Source organism: Glycomyces harbinensis, assembly GCF_900101745.1.
GTDB lineage: Bacteria > Actinomycetota > Actinomycetes > Mycobacteriales > Micromonosporaceae > Glycomyces > Glycomyces harbinensis.
The window spans coordinates 125,644-143,905 of the sequence record NZ_FNAD01000018.1 but is presented as its reverse complement, the minus strand read 5'-3'; the positions used below and the strand labels follow the sequence as shown (position 1 = coordinate 143,905).

Sequence of the window (18,262 nt, the reverse complement as noted above, 5' to 3'; positions counted from 1 at the left end):
GGGGGCGGGGGCGGGGGCGGGGGCGGGGGCGGGGGCGGCGAAAGTGTCGCCGGTTCGGCTTTCGAAGCCGATGCGGTCGGTGGAAGCGGCTCGGTCCGATCGGGGGTGGTCGATTGGGATGTCGATGTCGGTGCGGCCCAGGGTCGGGAGGATCAGCGCCCGGGTACCGGTGACGACGTGTGAGCGGTTGAGCTTGGTCGAGACGTGGACCGTGAGGCGGCAGCTCCGCATGGCGTTCTCGGTGGCCTCGGTGTCGGGAGTCGCCGCGACGAAGTTGCCGCCCATGGCGAAGAAGACCTTGACGCGCCCGTCTCGCATGGCGCGGATCGTGTCCACCGTGTCGTGACCGTGTTCGCGCGGCGGCGCGAAGCCGAACTCGGCACCGAGGGCGTCAAGGAACCGGTCCGGCATCCGTTCCCAGATGCCCATGGTGCGGTCGCCCTGGACGTTCGAGTGGCCGCGCACGGGGCAGACCCCCGCACCCGGACGGCCGATGTTGCCGCGCAGCAAGAGAAACGCGACGATCTCGCGGATGGTCGGCACGGCATGCAGGTGCTGGGTCAGGCCCATCGCCCAGCAGACGACGATCTTGTCGGCGGCCAGGACCATGTCGAGCAGCCGCTTGATCTCGTCCCCGGCGAGGCCCGTGCGGCGCACGACCTCGGCGAGCACCTCCTCGTCGTCGCTCTCGGCGTGGTGGGCCGCGAACTCCTCGAAACCATGGGTGTACTCGGCGATGAACTCGTGGTCGATGACACCGGAAGCGACGGCGGCTTCAACAGCGGCCCCCGACTCGGCCGCGCCGGAGGAGGCCGCGCCGGGATCTGCGACGCCGGATGCCGCGACACCCGCGGCGACCGCACCGCCTTCGGCGGCGCTGCCGCCGGTGGCCCTCCGTTCGGCCTCGTCGGCGCGCAGGAGCATCCGGTTGAGGATGCTGAACAGGGCGAGGTCGCCGCCGACCTTGATCTGGAGGAAGAGGTCGGTCAGCTCGGTGCCGCGCCCGATCAGGCCGCGCGCGACCTGCGGGTTCTTGAAGCGCTGCATCCCCGCTTCGGGAAGCGGGTTGACCGTGGCGATGCGGGCGCCCGCCCGCTTGGCCTTCTCCAGCGCGGTGAGCATCCGGGGATGGTTGGTCCCGGGATTCTGGCCGGCGACGATGATCAGGTCGGCCTGGTAAAGATCGTCGAGAGTGACGCTGCCCTTGCCGATCCCGATGGTCTCGGCCAGCGCCGAGCCGGACGACTCGTGGCACATGTTCGAGCAGTCCGGGAGGTTGTTCGTACCGAGTTTGCGGGCGAACAGCTGGTACAGGAACGCGGCCTCGTTGCTGGTGCGCCCGGACGTGTAGAAGGCGGCCTGGTCGGGGTCGTCGAGGGCCTTGAGTTCGGAGGCGATGAGGTCGAAGGCCTCGTCCCAGCCGATCGGGACGTAGTGGTCGGCGCCTTCGGCGAGGTACATGGGTTCGGTGAGGCGGCCCTGCCGGCCGAGCCAGTAGCCGGACTTGTCGGCGAGGTCGGCGACGGGGTGGGCGGCGAAGAACGCGGGGTCGACGGTGAGCCGGGTGGCCTCCTCGGCGACGGCCTTGGCGCCGTTCTCGCAGAACTCGGCGGGGTGGCGGTGGCCGGGTTCGGGCCAGGCGCAGCCGGGGCAGTCGAAGCCGTCGGTCTGGTTGATCTCGCGCAGGAGCGGCAGGCCGCGCTTGACGCCGACCTGGGAGCCGACGAACCGCATCGAGTTGACGACGGCGGGCAGGCCCACGGCGTGGTGTTTGGGGCTGCGGACGTCGGGCGCGTCCTGGGCGGGGTCCTCGCGCGGTGCCTTGCTCATCCGGTCAGTGTAGGTCGGCGGGAGCGGTGTCCGCAGTGGCTGGGACGGATCGCGGGCGCGCCATGGCGTCGCGGTTCGGGGGCGCTCCGGGCGGTGTACGGCTGGTGTCGCGGCCGGTCGCATTGCACCATTTGAGAGGCGCTGCGGCGGCGTTTGATGGTGGTTGAGCCGTATTCCGGCTGATTGGGCACTGCCGTGAATGGGCACGAAAACCATCCGAAATCGCAGTTCACCGGGTATCGGGGCGAATCGGCGCGGACCGCTTCGGTAGGGCGCGCCGGGTACCCTGAGTGGCGCGGACCAGCGTGGGGGCCGGTTCTCCGACCCGCCCTCCAGTCCTTAGTGGAAGGTAGTTCGGATGCATCGGACCGGCGACGTTCCGGCGCGGCGCGGGCGCCTGCACGGCCGCCTGCTCCATGTCCTCGGCGGCTTCTCGGCGCTGGTCGCCGTGATCGCCCTGTGGCAGCTCGGCGTCTTCGGGGGCGACCCCGACCGCGAGCCCGTAGGCGCGGTCGACGGCCCCGAGACCGCCTGGCAGTCCCCCGGTGAGGAGAGCACGAGCGCGCCCCATTCGGCGGAGGCCGCCAGCGCGACGATCGAGTCCCCTTCGGAGTCCTCGGCGGCGGCGACTTCGGACGCGCCCTCGGACGACGCCGGGAGTTCGGCCGCGGCGGAGGAGACGTCGGCGCGCGAGGAGGAAGAGGAAGTGGACGACATCCCTTCGGACGCTTCCTGTTCGGCGACGCTGACGCTCGAGGAGGCGTGGGACGACTCGGTCGAGGTGTCGGTGGAGGTCGTGAACACCGGCGGGACCGAGCTCGAGTCCTGGTCGATCGATCTGGACATCGACGACTCCGACATCGAGCACTATTGGAGCATGCGGGAACTCGGCTGGGACTGGTACGGCAGCGAGGATTGGAACGGGCGCCTCGACCCGGACGAGAACGCGGTCGTCGGGTTCCAGGCCGAGACGGACCGCGGCTTCGAACTGCCCGCTTCGGTGCAGTGCGAGGCCCGCGTCTGAGCGGTTCCGAGACCGCGTGGGCCCTGGGAGCGGGTGCGCGTCCTCCATGGAAGTCGAGCAGCGGTTCCGGGACCCCGAGGGCCTTGGGCTTCCCCGGCAGCGCCACGGCCGGGGCGCAGACGGGTCGCGGAAGGGCTTGGCGGCCATCGAGGGACGCCCGCGGGTGTCGCAAGTCGTTATGGTGGGGCTATGAAGCCCGAGGTCTGGGTTCCGTCCCTCGCCGCCCTGCTGTCCCCTCTGATCCCGCTACTGGTCGCCCGACTCGGTGGGCGCCGTGCCCGCGAGGAGTCGGGCCGCGCGCGTCCGCGCGGCGGCCGGCGGGCCTGGTGGACCGCGCTCGTGGCCGGTGCGGCCGCGGCGGCCCTGCTGGTGTGGTTCGTCCCCTCGCCGTGGCGGTGGCTGGTGCTGGTCGGCTATCTCGGCCTGACCGCGGCGGTGTACGCGCTGGTGGTCGGGCGCCGTCGTCGTAGGCGGCGGCTCTCCCCCGAGACGGAGCGGTTCCTGAAGCAGGGCGGCTGGGGCACCGCCGGCTATCCGTACAACCGGGACTTCCTGCCGGATCTGGTGCGGGTGTACACGAAGAACGACCTGGCGGGCTCCGGCGACGCCGCGGCGCCGACAGGTTCTCGGCGCTCGCGGGAGTCGGCGCCGGATCTCCCCACGAGTTTCGAACGGCTGCTTGCCGATCCGATGGTGCGGCACATGGCGATCACCGGCGAGGCGGGCACCGGCAAGACGAGTCTGCTGGAGTTCTGGAACCACGACCTGCGGCTGCGCGAGCCTTCGCCGGACGACGACCTGTCGCGGTTCGTGCCGGTGCTGGTGGCCGCCCGCAGTCTCGTGGACCGCTCCTCGGTCGGCGAGGCGCTCGGCCCTGACGGTGCGGAGGCGCTGTCGAAGCCGCCGGGGGTCGGCATGACGTGGCTGGTCATGATCGACGCGTTCGACGAGATCACCGACGCCGAGGCGCGGTCGGAGGTCGAGCGGGTCGTGTTCGCGGCGATCGACGAGATCCCCGCCGAGGGCGCGAGTGCGAAGTTCGTGATCACCAGCCGCGGCCTCACCGACGACCGGCGCCGCAGTTTCGACACCCGCGGCGTCACCGAGTACCAGTTGCAGCCCTTCACCGCTGAGCAGCTGCGCGAGTTCCTGATCCGCGAGGAGACCAGCGCGCGCGACATCGAGGACCGCAACGCGGCCTATGCGGCGGCGGTCGCGAAGGTCGACCGCTTCCTGAACCGCTGGGAGGGCCACGACGAGATCCTGGAGCTGATCCGGCTGCCGCTGCTGGCCAGGGTCACCGCGACCATCTACTTCCAGGACCCCGACCTGGAGGTTCCCGCCCGGCGCATCGACATCTACCACGACGCGATCGAGCACTGGATCTCGCAGTTCTGCAAGCGGATGCACAGTGAAGAGGAGCGGTACGCGCCCGCGCTGCGGCTCCTCCACGAATGGCATGGGGCGCATGGCGGCCCGAATCCGCCGGACGCCGACGCGGCGGTGCGGGCGCTGCTGCGGCGCCTGGCGAGGTCCTATGCGGAGTCCGGTCAGGAGTCGGTCGTGACGATCGCCCGGGACCTGCTGGGCGTCCCCGTGTGGCCCAGGGACCGCGCCCGGACGCAGGCGCTGCTGAGCCTGCTCGACGCCACGGGACTGATCCACGACGTCAAGGCGATCAACCCGCGCTTCCTGCACAAGTCCTATGCGGAGTACCTGGCGGCGCCGGACCTGTTCGGCCGGGGGGACGACCCGGAGGCCTGGGACGAGCTGTTGAGGGACCCCGACCGCCGCATCGGCGCGGTGTTCGCGCTGGCGCAGAAGGACCCTGGACGGCGGCGGGACCTCATCGACCTCCTCGACGCGGAAGGGCGCTTTCCGCAGTCGGCCGGATGGATCGCGGCCGAGGGGCTGTGCGTGGATCCGGAGACGGGCCGCATCGACGAGGCGCAGCGCGACCGGCTCGTGGCGGGGTGCCTGCGCGCCTTGCCGGCCGTGCCGACGGCCGCGTGGTGGACGCTCCTGGAGGCGCTGGCGCCGATCGAGTCGGCTCGCGACCTGCTCGTGTCGATGGTGGAGGAGCGTCGGATCGCCGACTGGACGCTGCTGGCCGTGGCCCGCATCGTGGCGCGCCAGGATGCGCGGGGCGTCGACCTCCTGCGGCGGTTCGCGACCGAGGACCGCTGCAATCTCTTCGTGCGCGCGAGCGCCGCCGACGACCTGGTGGAACACGAGCGCGAGTCGGGCCTGCGTCTGCTGCTCCAGTTCGCGAGCGAGGAGTCCCTCGGCGCCCGGCTTCGCGTCGAGGCCATGAAGTGGCTCGCGGGTCATCGGCCCGCTCAAGCGGTGCGGTTGCTGCGCAGGCTCGCCGGCGACGCGGCGCAGATCCCCGAGGCCCGTGCCGACGCGGTGGTGCAATTGGCCGAGCACGACCGCGCCAGAGGGGCGCGCCTGGCCAAGCAGTTCGCGAACGACCGCTACTTCGATGAGGATTCCCGGGTCACGATGAGCCTGTGCCTGGCGAACCTGCACGACCCCGAAGGCGTCGATCTGCTGCGCCGCTTCGCGAACGACTCCTCGTTCGGGGAGCGGGAACGGGTCACCGCGGCAGTGCATCTGGTGGGGTTCGATCGGGAGGCGGGCATCGACCTGCTTCGGCGCTTCGCCGCGGATCAGGTGTTCGCGCACAGCACGCAGGTGAACGCGGTGCATTGGCTCGCCCGATCCGAGGATCGGTCCGACACCTCGGCGATGCTCGCGCACGCGGAGGACAGGAGCAAGGACGACTCCTCGAGGCTGGCCGCCGCCCGGTGGGTGCTCCAAGCCGATCCGATGACCGGCCGGGACCTGCTCGAACGGTTCGCCTCGATGACGACGGTCGCACTGAAACTGCGGGTCGGCGCCATGGAGGACCTGGTCGACTTCGACCAGCCCAAGTGGCTCGCGGCACTGCGTGAACTCGCCCTTGACATCGGCAACGACGTGGATGCGCGCATCGAGGCCGCGGCCTGCGTCAACGCACGGACTCCGGTGGCAGGACGTCAACTGCTCACCGCGATCGCGGCCGAGCCGGAGCTGTCCGACGTGCAGCGGGTCATCTTGTGCCAGAACCTGATCGACAACAGCGACCGGTCCGAGTTGGGCACTCTGCGTCGCATCGCCGAGGATCCGGCCGCCGCAGGCGCCGCCCGTGTGAACGCCGCCGCGACCTTGGTCTCCTACACTCGGCCGGGGCGGGTGGTCGTCCTGCGGCGGTTGGCGGGCGATCCGCGGCTGCGCGATCGCGACCGTGCCCATGCGCTCGCGTACTGGATCGAATCCGACGGCAAGACCGACCCGGCGCCGCTGCGCGACCTCGCCGCGGACGGCCTGCGGGAGGGCTCGGCTCGGGTCGAAGCGGCGCAGCGGCTCGTCGCGCTCAGCCGAGACGACGGCGTCCGCCTCCTCGCGTCGCTGTCCGCTGACACCTCCTTGACCGACGAGGACCGCTTCAGCGCGGCGATCCTCCTGACCGACCACGATCGCGAGGCGGGTCTCGCGATCGAACGCCGCCTCGCCTCGGACCCCGGCTTCACCGAGTCCGTTCGGGCCCGAGCGCTGTTGCGGTCCTCGGCGCTGGAACCGGAGACCGGGCTGCCCATGCTCCGCGCCTTCGCGGCCGACCGGTCGCTGCCGGAGTCCGCCGCGGAGTCGGCCGCCTACTGGCTCGCCCTGCGGGACGAGGAGGCGGGGGTGCGGCTGCTGCGGGCGCACGCGCAGGACACCGGGTTCGACGATGCGGCGAGGGTGGAGGCCGCGGACGATCTCATGGAGTTCGACCGGGATGCGGCCCTTCGGCTGCTGGAGGCGTTCGGCACCGACGCGGCCTTCAACGGCCACGCGCGCGCCGAGGCGCTCCGGAGGCTGGCGCGGCACGACCGACCGGTGGCGTTGCGACACCTGCGCGCCCTCACCGAGCATCAGGGGGAGCCGATGCTGCTCACGGCGTTGGCTGCCGAGGAGCTGGCACGGTTCGACCGGGACCGCGGCAGGAACCTGCTCGCCGCGCTCGCGCACGACCGGGATCTGCCCGACATGGTGCGCGCGTATGCGATGACGGGGCTGGCCCGGTACGAGCGATCCGGCGAAGCCGCACTCCTGCGACGTTTCGCCGAGGAAGGGGATCTCGGAGAGGCCGCGCGGTTGATCGCCTTGGAGGCCCTGCTCGGATACGACCGTCCGACCGGAGTCGCACTGCTGCGCGCGACCGCTGCGGACACCTCGACCGACGACATGTACCGCGTCGCGGCCGCCGGCCTGCTCGCCGACGACGGCGACCAGGAAGGGGCCGAACGCTACAGGGCGTTCGCCGTCGACCCGTCCATCGGCGGCGTCGCCCGGACGATCGCGGCCTGGGCGCAGAGCTTCGAGCGCAAGCGGGAGGGCATGGCGGCCTTGGCGGCCGTCAGGTCGGAGGCGGACGAGACGGTCCGCTGCTGGGTCGACATCGCCTTGGCCGACCGGGATCTCGCACTGCGCGAGTCCTTGGCCGCCGCATACGCGGGGCTGCCGCAGGACTCGGTCGACCTGCTGCGTCGAACAGCCGCGACCCTCACGGATCTGAACCCGAGACTCGGGTACCGGGCCATGAGCCGGATGAAGGCGATCGAGGCGGCTCGTGCCGCCCGTCCGGGTCCGCTCGACCCGGACGGGGCCGTCGGGCCATAGCGGCATGTCGGCGAACGCCCGGAGGGGTTCGCCGACTCCCCGCTATGCGGTCTGGAGCCCGAAACCGTACGGGAACAACGGGTCGTAGCCCTCGTCCCCCACGTTCAAGGGCTCGTCCGCCACGAGCCGGGGCCAGCTGACCGGGAGCCTGCCGTCGTACGGGGTCAGGCCGAAGAGCGGGTCGGCCACGCCGGTGCCTTCACTGCCGGGGAGCCAGGCGGCCACCAGCGCGTCCACTTCGGTCAGATGCGGTTCGATCTCGATCGGTCGCCCCGAGACGACGATGACCGCGCAGTCCACGGCGCCGCAGACCGTCTCGATCGCGGCCGCGTCCTCTTCGGAGACGAGCATGTCGTGCTCGCCCGCTCCGGCGTCGCCGACGCCCTCGGCGTAGGGGTCCTCGGCCACCACGACGATGCCGACGTCGGCGCCTTCGACCGGTTCGGTCGCCCTCTCACTGTAGGTGACGGCGGCGTCGGGGGCGACCTCCTCGATGCCGGCGAGGATCGTGGTGCCCTCGTTGACCGCCTCGACGGAGCCCTGCCAGGAGCCCGACCAGCCGCCCAGCTGGCGGCCGAGGGCGTCGGCGCCGGACCCGGCGACGTAGATCGACTCGTCGCCGGACAGCGGCAGGAGGTCGCCGTCGTTGCGCAGCAGCACCTGCGACGCGGCGGCGGCCTCGCGGGCGACCTCGCGGTGCTCCGGGGAGCCGACGTCGCCCGCGCCGGCGGTGTCGGCGAGGGGGTGCTCGAACAGGCCGAGGGCGAACTTCTGGGTGAGGATGCGCGAGACGGCGTCGTCGATGCGGTCCTCGCTGACGCGTCCTTCGTCCACTTCGGTCAGGAGCGTCGTGATGAAGTCCTGGTATTCGAAGGGCACCATGACCATGTCGATGCCGGCGTTGATCGCGGTGCGCACCGACTCGGCGTAGTCGGCGCTGATCTGGTCGACGCCCTGCCAGTCGGAGACCACGAAGCCGTCGAAGCCGAGTTCTCCCTTGAGGACATCGGTGAGCAGGTACTCGTCGGCGTGCGCCTTCAGCGGGCCGTCGCCGAGGTCGGTGGAGGAGTAGGAGACCATGACCGAGCCGACCCCGGCGTCGATCGCGGCTTCGAAGGGCGCCAGGTGGATCGAGCGCAGTTCCTCCTCGGTGAGGGTGGTGACGCCCTGGTCGAGCAGGTACTCCTCGGTGGTGGAGGTGCCGTAGGCGGTGCCGCCGTCGCCGACGAAGTGCTTGGCGGTGGCCAGGACGCTGGTGTTCGCGGCCAGGTCCTCCCCTTGGAAACCCTGGACGACGGGGCCGGCGTACTCGAAGGCCGGGCCGGGGTCCTCGCCGTAGGACTCGTAGGTGCGGCCCCAGCGGCTGTCGCGCGCGACGCACACGCAGGGCGCGAAGGTCCAGTGGATGCCCGCGGCGCGGGTCTCCGCGGCGGTGACCGCCGCGGCCCGGCCCGCGAGGTCGGGGTCGTGCGCGGCGCCGAGCCCGATGTTGTGCGGGAAGACGGTCGCGCCGGGGACCGCGGGATTGCCGTGGACGGCGTCGATGCCGTACATGAGCGGGATGCCCAGGCGCGAGTCGAGGGCCCGGCGCTGGTAGCCGTCGATCATCGCGGCCCATTCCTCGGGCGTGGACCGCAGCGCGTCGGAGCCGCCGTTGAGCAGCGACCCGATGCCGAGTTCGGCGATGTCGCCGGGATACGGGTCGACCGCGCCGACCGCGGCCTGCGTCATCTGGCCGACCTTCTCCTCGATCGTCATGCGGCCCAAGAGGTCGTCGACGCGCTCGTCGATCGGGAGCGAGGCGTCGAGATAGTCCGGGTCCCCGGAGTCGTCGGGGATGACGAGGAGGACTGCGGCGACGGCGGCGATGAGCGCCGCAGCGAGGGCGGACCACAGGATCGCGGGGCGGCGGAGGAGTGCGGGCAGGCTTGCGCCCATGGGGCTGGCTCCTAGCAGGGGTGCGCGGACAGTGACGGGGCCCAACCTCGGTTCACCCTAACGGAAAAGGCCCACCGCGTCCATGGCGGGCGTTCGGATGGTTGCCCGCCGTGACCATCGCCTGTTATGTTGGGCCTCCCAACTAACCCCATCGACGTCCTTCGAATCGACCCCTCCATTCCTCCGGACCTCAAGGAGCAACCGTGCGACGACGCACTTTCACCGCTTCGCTCGGCGCCGCCGCGGTGGCGGCCGCGGCCGTACCGTCGGCCGCCCACGCCAAGACCCGCGGCCACTGCGAAGACGCGTACACGTGGCGCAACGCCGTGGTCAACGGCGGCGGCTACGTCCCCGGCATCGTCTTCAACGAGACCGAGGCCGATCTCATCTACGCCCGCACCGACATCGGCGGCCTGTACCGCTGGCAGGAGCCGACCCAGACCTGGAAGCCGCTGCTCGACTGGGTCGGCTGGGACGACTGGGGCTGGACCGGGGTCGTCTCGGTCGCCACCGACCCCGTCGAGCCGCACCGCGTCTACGCGGCCGTCGGCACCTACACCAACGACTGGGACCCCGCCAACGGCGCCGTGATCCGCTCCGAGGACCGCGGCGAGACCTGGGAGGCGGCCGAACTGCCGTTCAAGCAGGGCGGCAACATGCCCGGCCGCGGCATGGGCGAGCGCCTGGCCGTCGACCCGCACGACAACGCCCAGGTGTACCTCGGCACCCCCAACGGCAACGGCCTGTGGCGTTCGCAAGACCACGGCCGCAACTGGTCCCGCGCGGAGGCCTTCCCCAACGCCGGGAACTTCGTGCAGGACCCGAGCGGCGAGTACTCCGACGACAACCAGGGCGTCATCTGGATCGACTTCGACCAGGACGGCCGGGTCTTCGTCGGGGTCGCCGACCCCGACGACCCGCTCTACGTCTCCGCCGACCGCGGCGCGACCTGGCAGCCCGTCCCCGGCGCGGCCGCGGCCCTCGGCACCGCCGACGGCAACCGCACCATCCCCAAGCAGGCCGCGTTCGACCACGAGAACGGCCACCTGTTCATCGTCACGGGCTGGGACCCCGGGCCCTACAACGGCGCCCCCGCATCCGGGCGCGGCGGCTCGATCCAGCGATTGTCGCTCGCCACCGGCGAGTGGACCGACGTCACGCCGGCCTACAACCCGATCGGCGCCATCCCCGGCTTCGGCGGCCTCACCGTCGACCGCCGGCGCCCCGGAACCCTCATGGCCGCCACGCAGAACAACTGGTGGCCCGACGAGATCGTCTACCGCTCCACCGACTCCGGCGCGACCTGGCAGACCAGCTGGGACTACGTGTGGGACGCGAACTGGTCGTGGCCGCCCGAACGCACCGACCGGTTCACCATGGACAGCACCGGAAGCGAGTGGCTGAGCTTCGGCGGCGCCGACGACGGTCCCGCGTACGCGGTCAAGCACGGGTGGATGATCGACGCGCTCGCGATCGACCCCCACGACTCGGACCGGATCATGTGGGGCACCGGCGCGACCATCTGGGGCACCGAGCGGTTGACCGAATGGGACGCGCAGGGCGCGCTCGTCGGCTGGGACGACGCGGCCGGGCACCAGATCGCGCTGCCGATCGAGCCGTTCACCGTGGCCGTCCGCGTCGAGGGGCTGGAGGAGACCGCCGTGCAGGACATCGCCGCGATCGGCGGGACCCTGGTGTCCGCCACGGGCGACCTCGGCGGGTTCGTGCACACCGACGTGGACCGGGTGGGCACGCAGATCCGCCATCCCAACTGGACTTCGGGCCGCGGCGTGGACTTCGCCGCGCTGGAGCCGGACGTCGTCGTGGGCACCGGCGACGTCGAAGGCGAGACCGCCGGGCACGTGGGCGTCTCGACCGACCGCGGCGCGACCTGGCTGACGACCACGCGCCTCGACGGCGTCGCGGGCGGCGCCAACGGCGGCACCGTCGCCGTCGGCGCCGACGGGTCGGTCATCGTCTGGTCCCCCGGCGACGGGTCGACCGCGCCGGTGTTCAGCACCGACCTCGGCCAGACGTGGACCCCTGTGGACGGACTCCCGGCCGGGGCACTCGTGCGCGCCGACCGCACCGACCCGAACCGCCTGTACGCCTTCGCGGCCGGGACGGTCTACGCGAGCGCGAACGGCGGCCTGGCGTTCACCGCGACCGGCGCGACGGGCCTGCCCGCCGAGGGACCGGTGGACCTCCGGGCGGTGCCCGGCAGGCGCGGGCACCTGTGGCTGGCCGGAGGCAAGGCCGATGCGGCGTACGGCATGTGGCGCAGCACGGACGGCGGCCGGAAGTGGAAGCGCGTGCGCGACTTCGACGAAGCGGACGCGGTCGGCTTCGGCAAGGCCCGCGGGCGCCACGGCTACCCGGCGATCTACACCTCGGCGAAGGCCGACGGGCAGCGCGGCATCTGGCGTTCGACCGACGAGGGCAGGACCTGGGACCGCGTCAACGACGACGCCCATCAGTGGGCGTGGACCGGCAAGGCGATCTCGGGCGACCCGCAGGTCTATGGCAGGGTCTACATCGCGACCAACGGCCGCGGCCTGATCTGCGGCGACATCGAGGACTGACGGTCCGCGGAAGTCCTATGGGGAGCGAACGCGGCGCCGGAGGCGTCCGGCGCCGCGTTCGCTCCTTTGGACGGAGAGAAGGGAAGCCGACGTGACCGAGCAGTACCACATCGTCGTCGAGAAGGGGCTGTCCTCGACCGGGTACGGCGCCAAGATCTCGCAGTACGGGCCGTTCGACCGGGCGACGGGTCTCGTCGTCCTGGCGCGCGTGGTCGACGGTCTGGAGCCGAACGTCTACGTCCCGTACAAGCAGGGCACCGTCCTGCGGGTGGGAGAGACCCAGTACCTCGACATCTCGGACCCTCGCTGGAGCGAACCGTCGCAGACCCGCATCACCCTCGCGGAGGTCGTCAGGGCCTCGCCTCGCTGAGGGGCCGACGGCGGAGCCCGTCGATGACGATGCCGAGGTAGCGGGCGCTCGCCTCGTGGTTGGCCGCGGCGGGCAGCTCGGGCATGCGGCAGGTGACGAGGCTGATGAACCGCAGCAGGTCGGCGCCGGTGACGTCGGTGCGCATCGCGCCCTCGTCCTGGGCCAGCCTCACGGCGGCCTCGAAGCGGGCCAGCCAGGTCTTGGTGAGCCCGCTCAGTTCGGGGTCGCGGTCGCGGTGCTCGGCGAGCCAGGGGCGCAGCGCGGCCGAGAGGGCCCCGAGTTCGGGTTCGCCGCAGTAGTGGACGAGGCGCACGAGTCCCTCCCACCCGCTCGCGGCCTCCTCCTCGGACTCGGCGATGGCGATGCCGCGCCGGAACATCTCGGCGGCGACGTCGCGCACCAGCGTGTGGCGGTCGGGGAAGCGCCGGTAGAGGGTGCCGACGCCGACGCCCGCGTGCTGGGCGATCTCCTCCATCGGCACGTCGGGGCCGCGTTCGGTGATGAGTTCGGCGGCCGCGGCGAGGAGGCGTTCGCGGTTGCGCCTGGCGTCGGCGCGCAATCGCGGCGTGGTGTCCATGCCTCGATGATACTGGACGATCTTCTTCCGCTTATGCTAGCGTCGCCGACAACCGGAAGATGTTCTTCCGCTTGTTTTGGAGGCCTCATGATCCTGGTGACCGGAGCGACCGGCTCCACCGGCAGGCACCTCGTCGCGCAGCTGACCGATCGCGGGGCCGCGTTCCGGGCCCTCGTGCGCGACGACGACAAAGGGCGCGCCCTCGGCGCCGACTACGCCGTCGGCGACTACGACGACCCCGACTCCCTCGCCGCGGCCATGGCCGGCGTCGACCGGGTCTTCCTCGCCTCCCCTGGGGCGCAGGGATACCTGGTCGACGGAGAGCAGCCGATGATCGGCTGGGAGCGGAACGTGATCGACGCGGCGAAGGCCGCCGGAGCGACCTACGCGGTGAAGCTCTCGGTGTGGCACGCGCACAGGGGCGGGCCCATGTCCGAGGGCGCGCACGGCGTGGTCGAGGACCACCTCAAGGCCTCCGGTCTGGAATGGACGATCCTCCAGCCCGGCGGCTTCATGCAGAACTTCCTGCGGCCCGAGACGAGCCTCGGCGACGAGGACGGGAACCTCATCGGCCCCGAAGGCGATGCGCGCGTGGCGTTCATCGACTGCCGCGACATCGCCGCCTGCGCGGCCGCGCTCCTCACCGGCGAGACCGGCCGGGGCGAGTCGTTCGTGCTCACCGGACCCGAGGTGATCACGTACGCCGAGGTGGCCGCGAAGCTCAGCGACGGCCGCGGCCTCCCGGTCGGCTTCAGCGGACAGCCGGAGGCCGCGATCGCCGACCGGCTGCGCGGCCTCGGCCTGGACCCGGCGCTCGCCGCCGAGACGGCCTCGCTGTACGCCTCGCTCGGTCGAGGCGCGTACGGGCAGGTCACCGACGCGGTGCGGCGCCTCACCGGCGCCGAGCCGCGGTCCTTCGACGAGTTCATGGCCGCGCACCCCGACGCGTTCGGGGCCCTCGCGAGGGCCTGACCGATTGGCGGGCGCGCCGGCGGCGTGGGACAGTGGCCCGATGCCGGATCACTCCTCCCCCGCCGCGGCGGCCCGCCGATGACCTTCCGGACGCTCGCGCGGCGGGTGCGCGACACCGAGCGGCCGCTGGGATGGCGGCAGGGCGCACTGCGGTCGGCCGTGGGCCGGTACCGACACCTCGGATTCGAGCTGACCTGGGCGTTCATCACCGGCACGGACCCGGGAGCCCGCACCCGGCTGGACGAGGCCGGACTGCTCGCGGCCCTGGAGACCGTGGAGGCCAGCCGGGCCGCCTGGCTGGTCGAGACGGACGCGTTCGCTCGGCGCCGGAAGGCGCAGAAGCGGGAGGCCCGGCTGCCGGTCGACCCCGCCGAGATGCGCTACCGCAACGGCCCGCGCTGGCCCGGCCCGCGGGCGCACGAGGCCGCGGTCTTCGGCGTCGCCGCCTCGCGCGGCCCGCGACCGGCGCCGCATCCGGTGCCGCAGGTCCGCTCCCTGGTCGAACCGCTCGAGGCCGAACTCGATCCGATCGTCGACGCCTACCTCGGCGCCGGGCTGGGCCCGGCCGATCGGCGGCGCCTTCGCGACCTCCTCGACCGCATCGAAGCGGTCGACGCCGGACTGCGCCGCGACCTCGGCCTGTGGGGTTCGGTGATGGAGGTGCGGCGGGTCGCCGAACTCATCGGCAACGACGCGCTGCCGCTGGTACGGCGCGGCTGGATCGGCGACGCGGCGAGCGTGACCGAGATCTTCTGGGCCGCCCGCGGCGGGATGACCTACCTGCCCGCGCTGCACACCTACGACGAGACCGCTTGGTGGGTCGAGGAAGTCATGATCCCCGCCGCTGAGCTGTGGATCGCCGAGCGGCACGGCGTGCCGGTCGGCTTCGCGGCCCTGGGCGGCGACTGGCTCGACCACCTCTACGTGTCGCCCGCCGCTCAGGGCCACGGCGTCGGCGAAGCGCTGCTCGCCAAGGCGAAGCGGCGGCGCAAGGCCCTCGACCTGCACGTGTTCGAGCAGAACACCGGGGCCCAGGCCTTCTATGAGCGGCACGGGTTCTCGCTCCTGGGCAAGAGCGACGGCCGCGGCAACGAGGAGAAGCTGCCCGACCGCCACATGCTCTGGCGGCGTTAGGCGCGCGTCAGAAGGTGTGCCACTCCTCGGCCGGGAGCGAGTCCCAGAGGTTGTCCACCCAGTCGCCGATGAGGAAGAGCGGCCGGGTGAGGACCACGTCCCCGGCCCGCTGCGCCCGCAGGACCAGGCCGAGGTCCACCGACGCGGGATTGCCGTCCTGCGTGTAGAGCAGGCCGAGGTCCCGCGACTCGAGGAGGCCGGTGAGCCACGCCTCCATTTCGGACGGCACGCGTCCGGTCAGCTCCTCGCCCTCCAGGCGCACTTGGGGACCGCGCTGGGCGTCGACCGCCACGCCCGCGAGCGCGCCTTCGCGCGTGTAGAACGCGACCACGCCCCGCCGGCTGAAACGCTCCAGGACGAGCCGCATCTCACCGGTCGGCACCTGGCCGGAGCGGGAGCTGCTGGGACGGTCCCCCAGGGCCTCCGACACCTCCACGGCGCGCATGCCGAAGCGGAGCGGCCCGATGGCGGTCACGGGCTCGTACGTCCACTGTTCACGGTCGTCGCTCGCCTTGACGTCCCAGATGCCCACTGTCGTCTCCCCGCGAATCCCTTGGCGTTCAACTGGATCCGGACCGGGCACGTCGCAGGAGGACGTGCCCGGGTCCTGGATCAGGTCACATCGTAGGGGCGCGCGTCAACGCAGGGAGGCGCCCATGCGCTCGACCGCTTCGGTGAGGATCTCGGGCGTGGTCGCGTAGTTGAGGCGCACGTGCCCCTTCCCGCCGGTGCCGAACGGCAGGCCCGAGTTGACCGCGACGCGGCCGCGCTCGAGGAAGTGCGCCGCCGGGTCGTCCCCGAGGCCGAGCGCGCGGCAGTCGAGCCAGGCCAGGTACGTGCCCGGCTGCGGCCGGTAGCGCACCTGCGGCAGGTGCTCGGCGAGCGCGGCGGCCAGGATGCGGCGGTTCTCGGCGAGGTCTTCCAGGAGCGCGTCGAGCCAGGGGCCGCCTTCGCGGAAGGCGGCGGCGTGGGCGATCTGTGCCATGTGGCCGGCGCTGGTGCTCATCTCCTCGGGCATGCGGGCCAGGTCGACGGCCGAGTCCGGTCCGGCGATCGCGACGGCGCCGCGCAGGCCCGGCAGGTTCCAGGCCTTGGCGGCCGAGGTGAGCGCGAGGCCGTCGCCCGCGCCGGGGACGGTGAGGTACGGGGTGAAGACGGCGCCGGGGCCGACGATCGGGGCGTGGGCCTCGTCGGCGACGACGCGGACCCCGTAGTCGGCGGCGAGGCGCGCCACCCGCTCCAGTTCCGCTCTGGTGTGGACGGTCCCGGTCGGGTTGTGGGGGTTGCACAGGAGGTACGCGGCGCGGCCGCCGCGCCCGAGCGCGAGCTCGAAGGCCGCGGCGAGGGCGGCGAAGTCGATGCGGTGGTCGGGTCCGAGCGGCGCTTCGACCACCTTGCGGCCGTTGAAGGCGTTGAAGCGGTAGAACGGCGGGTAGACCGGGCAGTTGACGACGACCGCGTCGCCGGGCGCGGTGAGGAGCTTGAGCATCTCGACCGCGCCGATCATCATGTCGGGCACGGGCCGGATCCGGTCCGGTTCGATGTCGGTCCAGTGCCAGCGCTCGGCGGCGAAGGCGGCCACGGCGTCGGCGTACGCGGTGCCGGCGGGGTAGCCGGTGTCTCCGGCGGCCATGGCGTCGGTGACGGCCTTGGCGACGGGGTCGGCGACCAGGACGTCCATCTCTGCGACCCACAGGGGCAGGACGTCGGCGGGGTGCTCCCGCCATTTGACGCTGGTGCGCTGGCGGAGCTGTTCGAGGGTCAGTTGCCGCAGCGGGTTGCCGGGCATCTCGAGTGCGGCATTTGTGACGACGCTCATATATATCACCGTATCGGACTTTTGACGCCGTGTCACCTTGTGACAGATGGGATCACATGAGGTGGCCGCCATCACGGGATTCGGCCCGCTCGGATCCTTGTAGTTCGTAGTACGAACTATTATGGTTCGTACTACGAACTACTTTATCGAAGGGTCGACATCATGACGCAGCAGGGACGCACGGTCGCCGTCGTCGGGGGCGGATACGGCGGGGCCGCGGTGGCCAAGGCGCTGGACGAGCACGCCGACGTGGTCCTCATCGAGCCCAAGGACGGCTTCGTCAACGCCGCCGGGTCGCTCCGCGCGTTGACGCAGCCCGACGAGTGGGCCGAGCGGATCTTCTACCCCTACGACACGCTCCTGAAGAACGGCGGCCAGATCCGCGAGTACGCGTCCGCGGTGGACGCCGGGGGCGTCACCCTCGCCTCGGGCGAGCGGGTCGAGGCCGACTACATCGTGCTGGCGAGCGGCTCGGGCTACCCGTACCCGGCCAAGACCCGCACCGACTCGACCGCGGAGGCCCTGGCGCACTTCAAGGCCACGCACGCCGAACTGGCCGGGGCCGACCGGGTGCTCATCGCCGGGGCCGGTCCGGTGGGCCTGGAGCTGGCGGGCGAGATCAAGGCGGTCTGGCCCGAGAAGAGCGTGGTCGTCGTGGACCCGGCCGAGGAGCTGCTGGGCGGGTACGCCGAGGAGCTGCGCGCCGACCTGCACGGGCAGCTCGACGAGCTGGGCGTCCGGCTGCGGCTGGGCGCGGCCTTCGACGCCGAACCGGCGGTCGAGCCCGGCGTCGCCGGGACCGTGGCGGTCGCGGTCGGCGGCGAGAGGATCGAGGCCGACATCTGGTTCCGGGCCTACGGCGCGACCACGAACTCGGACTACCTCGCGGACGGCCTGGCGCCGCTCAACGCCCGCGGGCAGATCCCGGTCACGGCGAGGCTCAACGTGGACGGCCACGGGCACGTGTACGCGATCGGCGACGTCACCGACGTGGCCGAGGAGAAGCGCGCCGGCTCGGCCATGCGGCACGCGGAGGTCGTGGCGGCCAACATCATCGCGCAATTGCAGGGCGGCGAGCCCGTGGCGGAGTACCGGCCGTCGCCGGGCCGCGTGGTGCTGCTCCCGCTCGGGCCCGAGGGCGGTGTCGGCCAGGTCCCGTCCGAGGACGGTCCGAGCATCCTGTCGCGGTCGGCCGTGGCCGAGTGGAAGGGCCGCGACCTCATGCACTCGAAGTTCGCCGAACTGTTCAACGTGGCCTAACGCTTGGTCCTTCGATCGTCATAGGACCGAGAGCCCCCGCGGCGACTTG

At 72.0% G+C, this 18,262-nt stretch carries 12 protein-coding genes; 7 read left to right on the top strand and 5 right to left on the bottom strand.

All coding sequences use genetic code 11. The annotated features are described in order from the left end of the window. Window positions 1-1,830, bottom strand: a 1,830-nt coding sequence (locus BLQ63_RS23540; protein WP_091039975.1) for an FdhF/YdeP family oxidoreductase, incomplete at its 3' end; no start/stop codon positions are given. A 358-nt stretch (window positions 1,831-2,188) separates the two neighbouring features. On the opposite strand from BLQ63_RS23540, the gene BLQ63_RS23535 reads away from it, so the two are divergent. Together BLQ63_RS23535 and BLQ63_RS23530 are read left to right on the top strand one after the other, a co-directional pair. Beyond that, a complete protein-coding gene (locus tag BLQ63_RS23535) occupies window positions 2,189-2,854 on the top strand; it encodes a cellulose binding domain-containing protein (protein WP_091039974.1) in 666 nt (221 codons plus the stop codon). Window positions 2,855-3,043: 189 nt separating this feature from the next. Beyond that, window positions 3,044-7,561 (top strand): NACHT domain-containing protein, encoded by a 4,518-nt coding sequence (locus tag BLQ63_RS23530; protein WP_091039973.1) that lies wholly within the window; start codon window positions 3,044-3,046, stop codon window positions 7,559-7,561. A 42-nt stretch (window positions 7,562-7,603) separates the two neighbouring features. Here the strand turns inward: BLQ63_RS23530 and BLQ63_RS23525 are convergent, their stop codons facing one another. Continuing rightward, window positions 7,604-9,499, bottom strand: coding sequence for a glycoside hydrolase family 3 protein (locus tag BLQ63_RS23525; protein WP_177155074.1), 1,896 nt, complete (start codon window positions 9,497-9,499; stop codon window positions 7,604-7,606). Between the two features lie 203 nt (window positions 9,500-9,702). Here BLQ63_RS23525 and BLQ63_RS23520 point away from each other — a divergent pair, with 203 nt between their 5' ends. Both BLQ63_RS23520 and BLQ63_RS23515 read left to right on the top strand, forming a co-directional pair. Continuing rightward, complete coding sequence (locus BLQ63_RS23520; RefSeq protein WP_091039972.1) at window positions 9,703-12,081, top strand: VPS10 domain-containing protein; 2,379 nt, start codon at window positions 9,703-9,705, stop codon at window positions 12,079-12,081. A gap of 91 nt (window positions 12,082-12,172) precedes the next feature. Continuing rightward, window positions 12,173-12,451, top strand: coding sequence for a hypothetical protein (locus BLQ63_RS23515; RefSeq protein WP_091039971.1), 279 nt, complete (start codon window positions 12,173-12,175; stop codon window positions 12,449-12,451). Here BLQ63_RS23515 and BLQ63_RS23510 read toward each other — a convergent pair. After that, window positions 12,432-13,028 (bottom strand): TetR/AcrR family transcriptional regulator, encoded by a 597-nt coding sequence (locus BLQ63_RS23510; protein ID WP_091039970.1) that lies wholly within the window; start codon window positions 13,026-13,028, stop codon window positions 12,432-12,434. The two genes, BLQ63_RS23515 and BLQ63_RS23510, sit on opposite strands and share 20 nt — an antisense overlap. A gap of 87 nt (window positions 13,029-13,115) precedes the next feature. On the opposite strand from BLQ63_RS23510, the gene BLQ63_RS23505 reads away from it, so the two are divergent. Both BLQ63_RS23505 and BLQ63_RS23500 read left to right on the top strand, forming a co-directional pair. Continuing rightward, window positions 13,116-14,000 carry an NAD(P)H-binding protein gene (locus BLQ63_RS23505; protein ID WP_091039969.1) on the top strand — a complete coding sequence of 295 codons (885 nt, stop codon included), beginning with the start codon at window positions 13,116-13,118 and terminating at the stop codon, window positions 13,998-14,000. A gap of 78 nt (window positions 14,001-14,078) precedes the next feature. Further along, window positions 14,079-15,134 carry a GNAT family N-acetyltransferase gene (locus BLQ63_RS23500; protein WP_091039968.1) on the top strand — a complete coding sequence of 352 codons (1,056 nt, stop codon included), beginning with the start codon at window positions 14,079-14,081 and terminating at the stop codon, window positions 15,132-15,134. Between the two features lie 7 nt (window positions 15,135-15,141). Here BLQ63_RS23500 and BLQ63_RS23495 read toward each other — a convergent pair whose 3' ends face one another. After that, the gene (locus BLQ63_RS23495) at window positions 15,142-15,666 is read right to left on the bottom strand and encodes a hypothetical protein (protein ID WP_091039967.1); all 525 of its coding nucleotides are present in this window, start codon (window positions 15,664-15,666) and stop codon (window positions 15,142-15,144) included. A 105-nt stretch (window positions 15,667-15,771) separates the two neighbouring features. Continuing rightward, the gene (locus BLQ63_RS23490) at window positions 15,772-16,953 is read right to left on the bottom strand and encodes a MalY/PatB family protein (RefSeq protein WP_177155073.1); all 1,182 of its coding nucleotides are present in this window, start codon (window positions 16,951-16,953) and stop codon (window positions 15,772-15,774) included. Between the two features lie 162 nt (window positions 16,954-17,115). On the opposite strand from BLQ63_RS23490, the gene BLQ63_RS23485 reads away from it, so the two are divergent. After that, the gene (locus BLQ63_RS23485; RefSeq protein WP_091039965.1) at window positions 17,116-18,213 is read left to right on the top strand and encodes an NAD(P)/FAD-dependent oxidoreductase; all 1,098 of its coding nucleotides are present in this window, start codon (window positions 17,116-17,118) and stop codon (window positions 18,211-18,213) included. The last annotated feature ends 49 nt before the right edge of the window (window positions 18,214-18,262 follow it).

Coding starts and splice junctions, on each gene's coding strand:
- BLQ63_RS23535 (WP_091039974.1), top strand. CDS start 2,189: ATGCATCGGACCGGCGACGTTCCGGCGCGGCGCGGGCGCCTGCACGGC.
- BLQ63_RS23530 (WP_091039973.1), top strand. CDS start 3,044: ATGAAGCCCGAGGTCTGGGTTCCGTCCCTCGCCGCCCTGCTGTCCCCT.
- BLQ63_RS23525 (WP_177155074.1), bottom strand. CDS start 9,499: ATGGGCGCAAGCCTGCCCGCACTCCTCCGCCGCCCCGCGATCCTGTGG.
- BLQ63_RS23510 (WP_091039970.1), bottom strand. CDS start 13,028: ATGGACACCACGCCGCGATTGCGCGCCGACGCCAGGCGCAACCGCGAA.
- BLQ63_RS23505 (WP_091039969.1), top strand. CDS start 13,116: ATGATCCTGGTGACCGGAGCGACCGGCTCCACCGGCAGGCACCTCGTC.
- BLQ63_RS23500 (WP_091039968.1), top strand. CDS start 14,079: ATGACCTTCCGGACGCTCGCGCGGCGGGTGCGCGACACCGAGCGGCCG.
- BLQ63_RS23490 (WP_177155073.1), bottom strand. CDS start 16,953: ATGAGCGTCGTCACAAATGCCGCACTCGAGATGCCCGGCAACCCGCTG.
- BLQ63_RS23485 (WP_091039965.1), top strand. CDS start 17,116: ATGACGCAGCAGGGACGCACGGTCGCCGTCGTCGGGGGCGGATACGGC.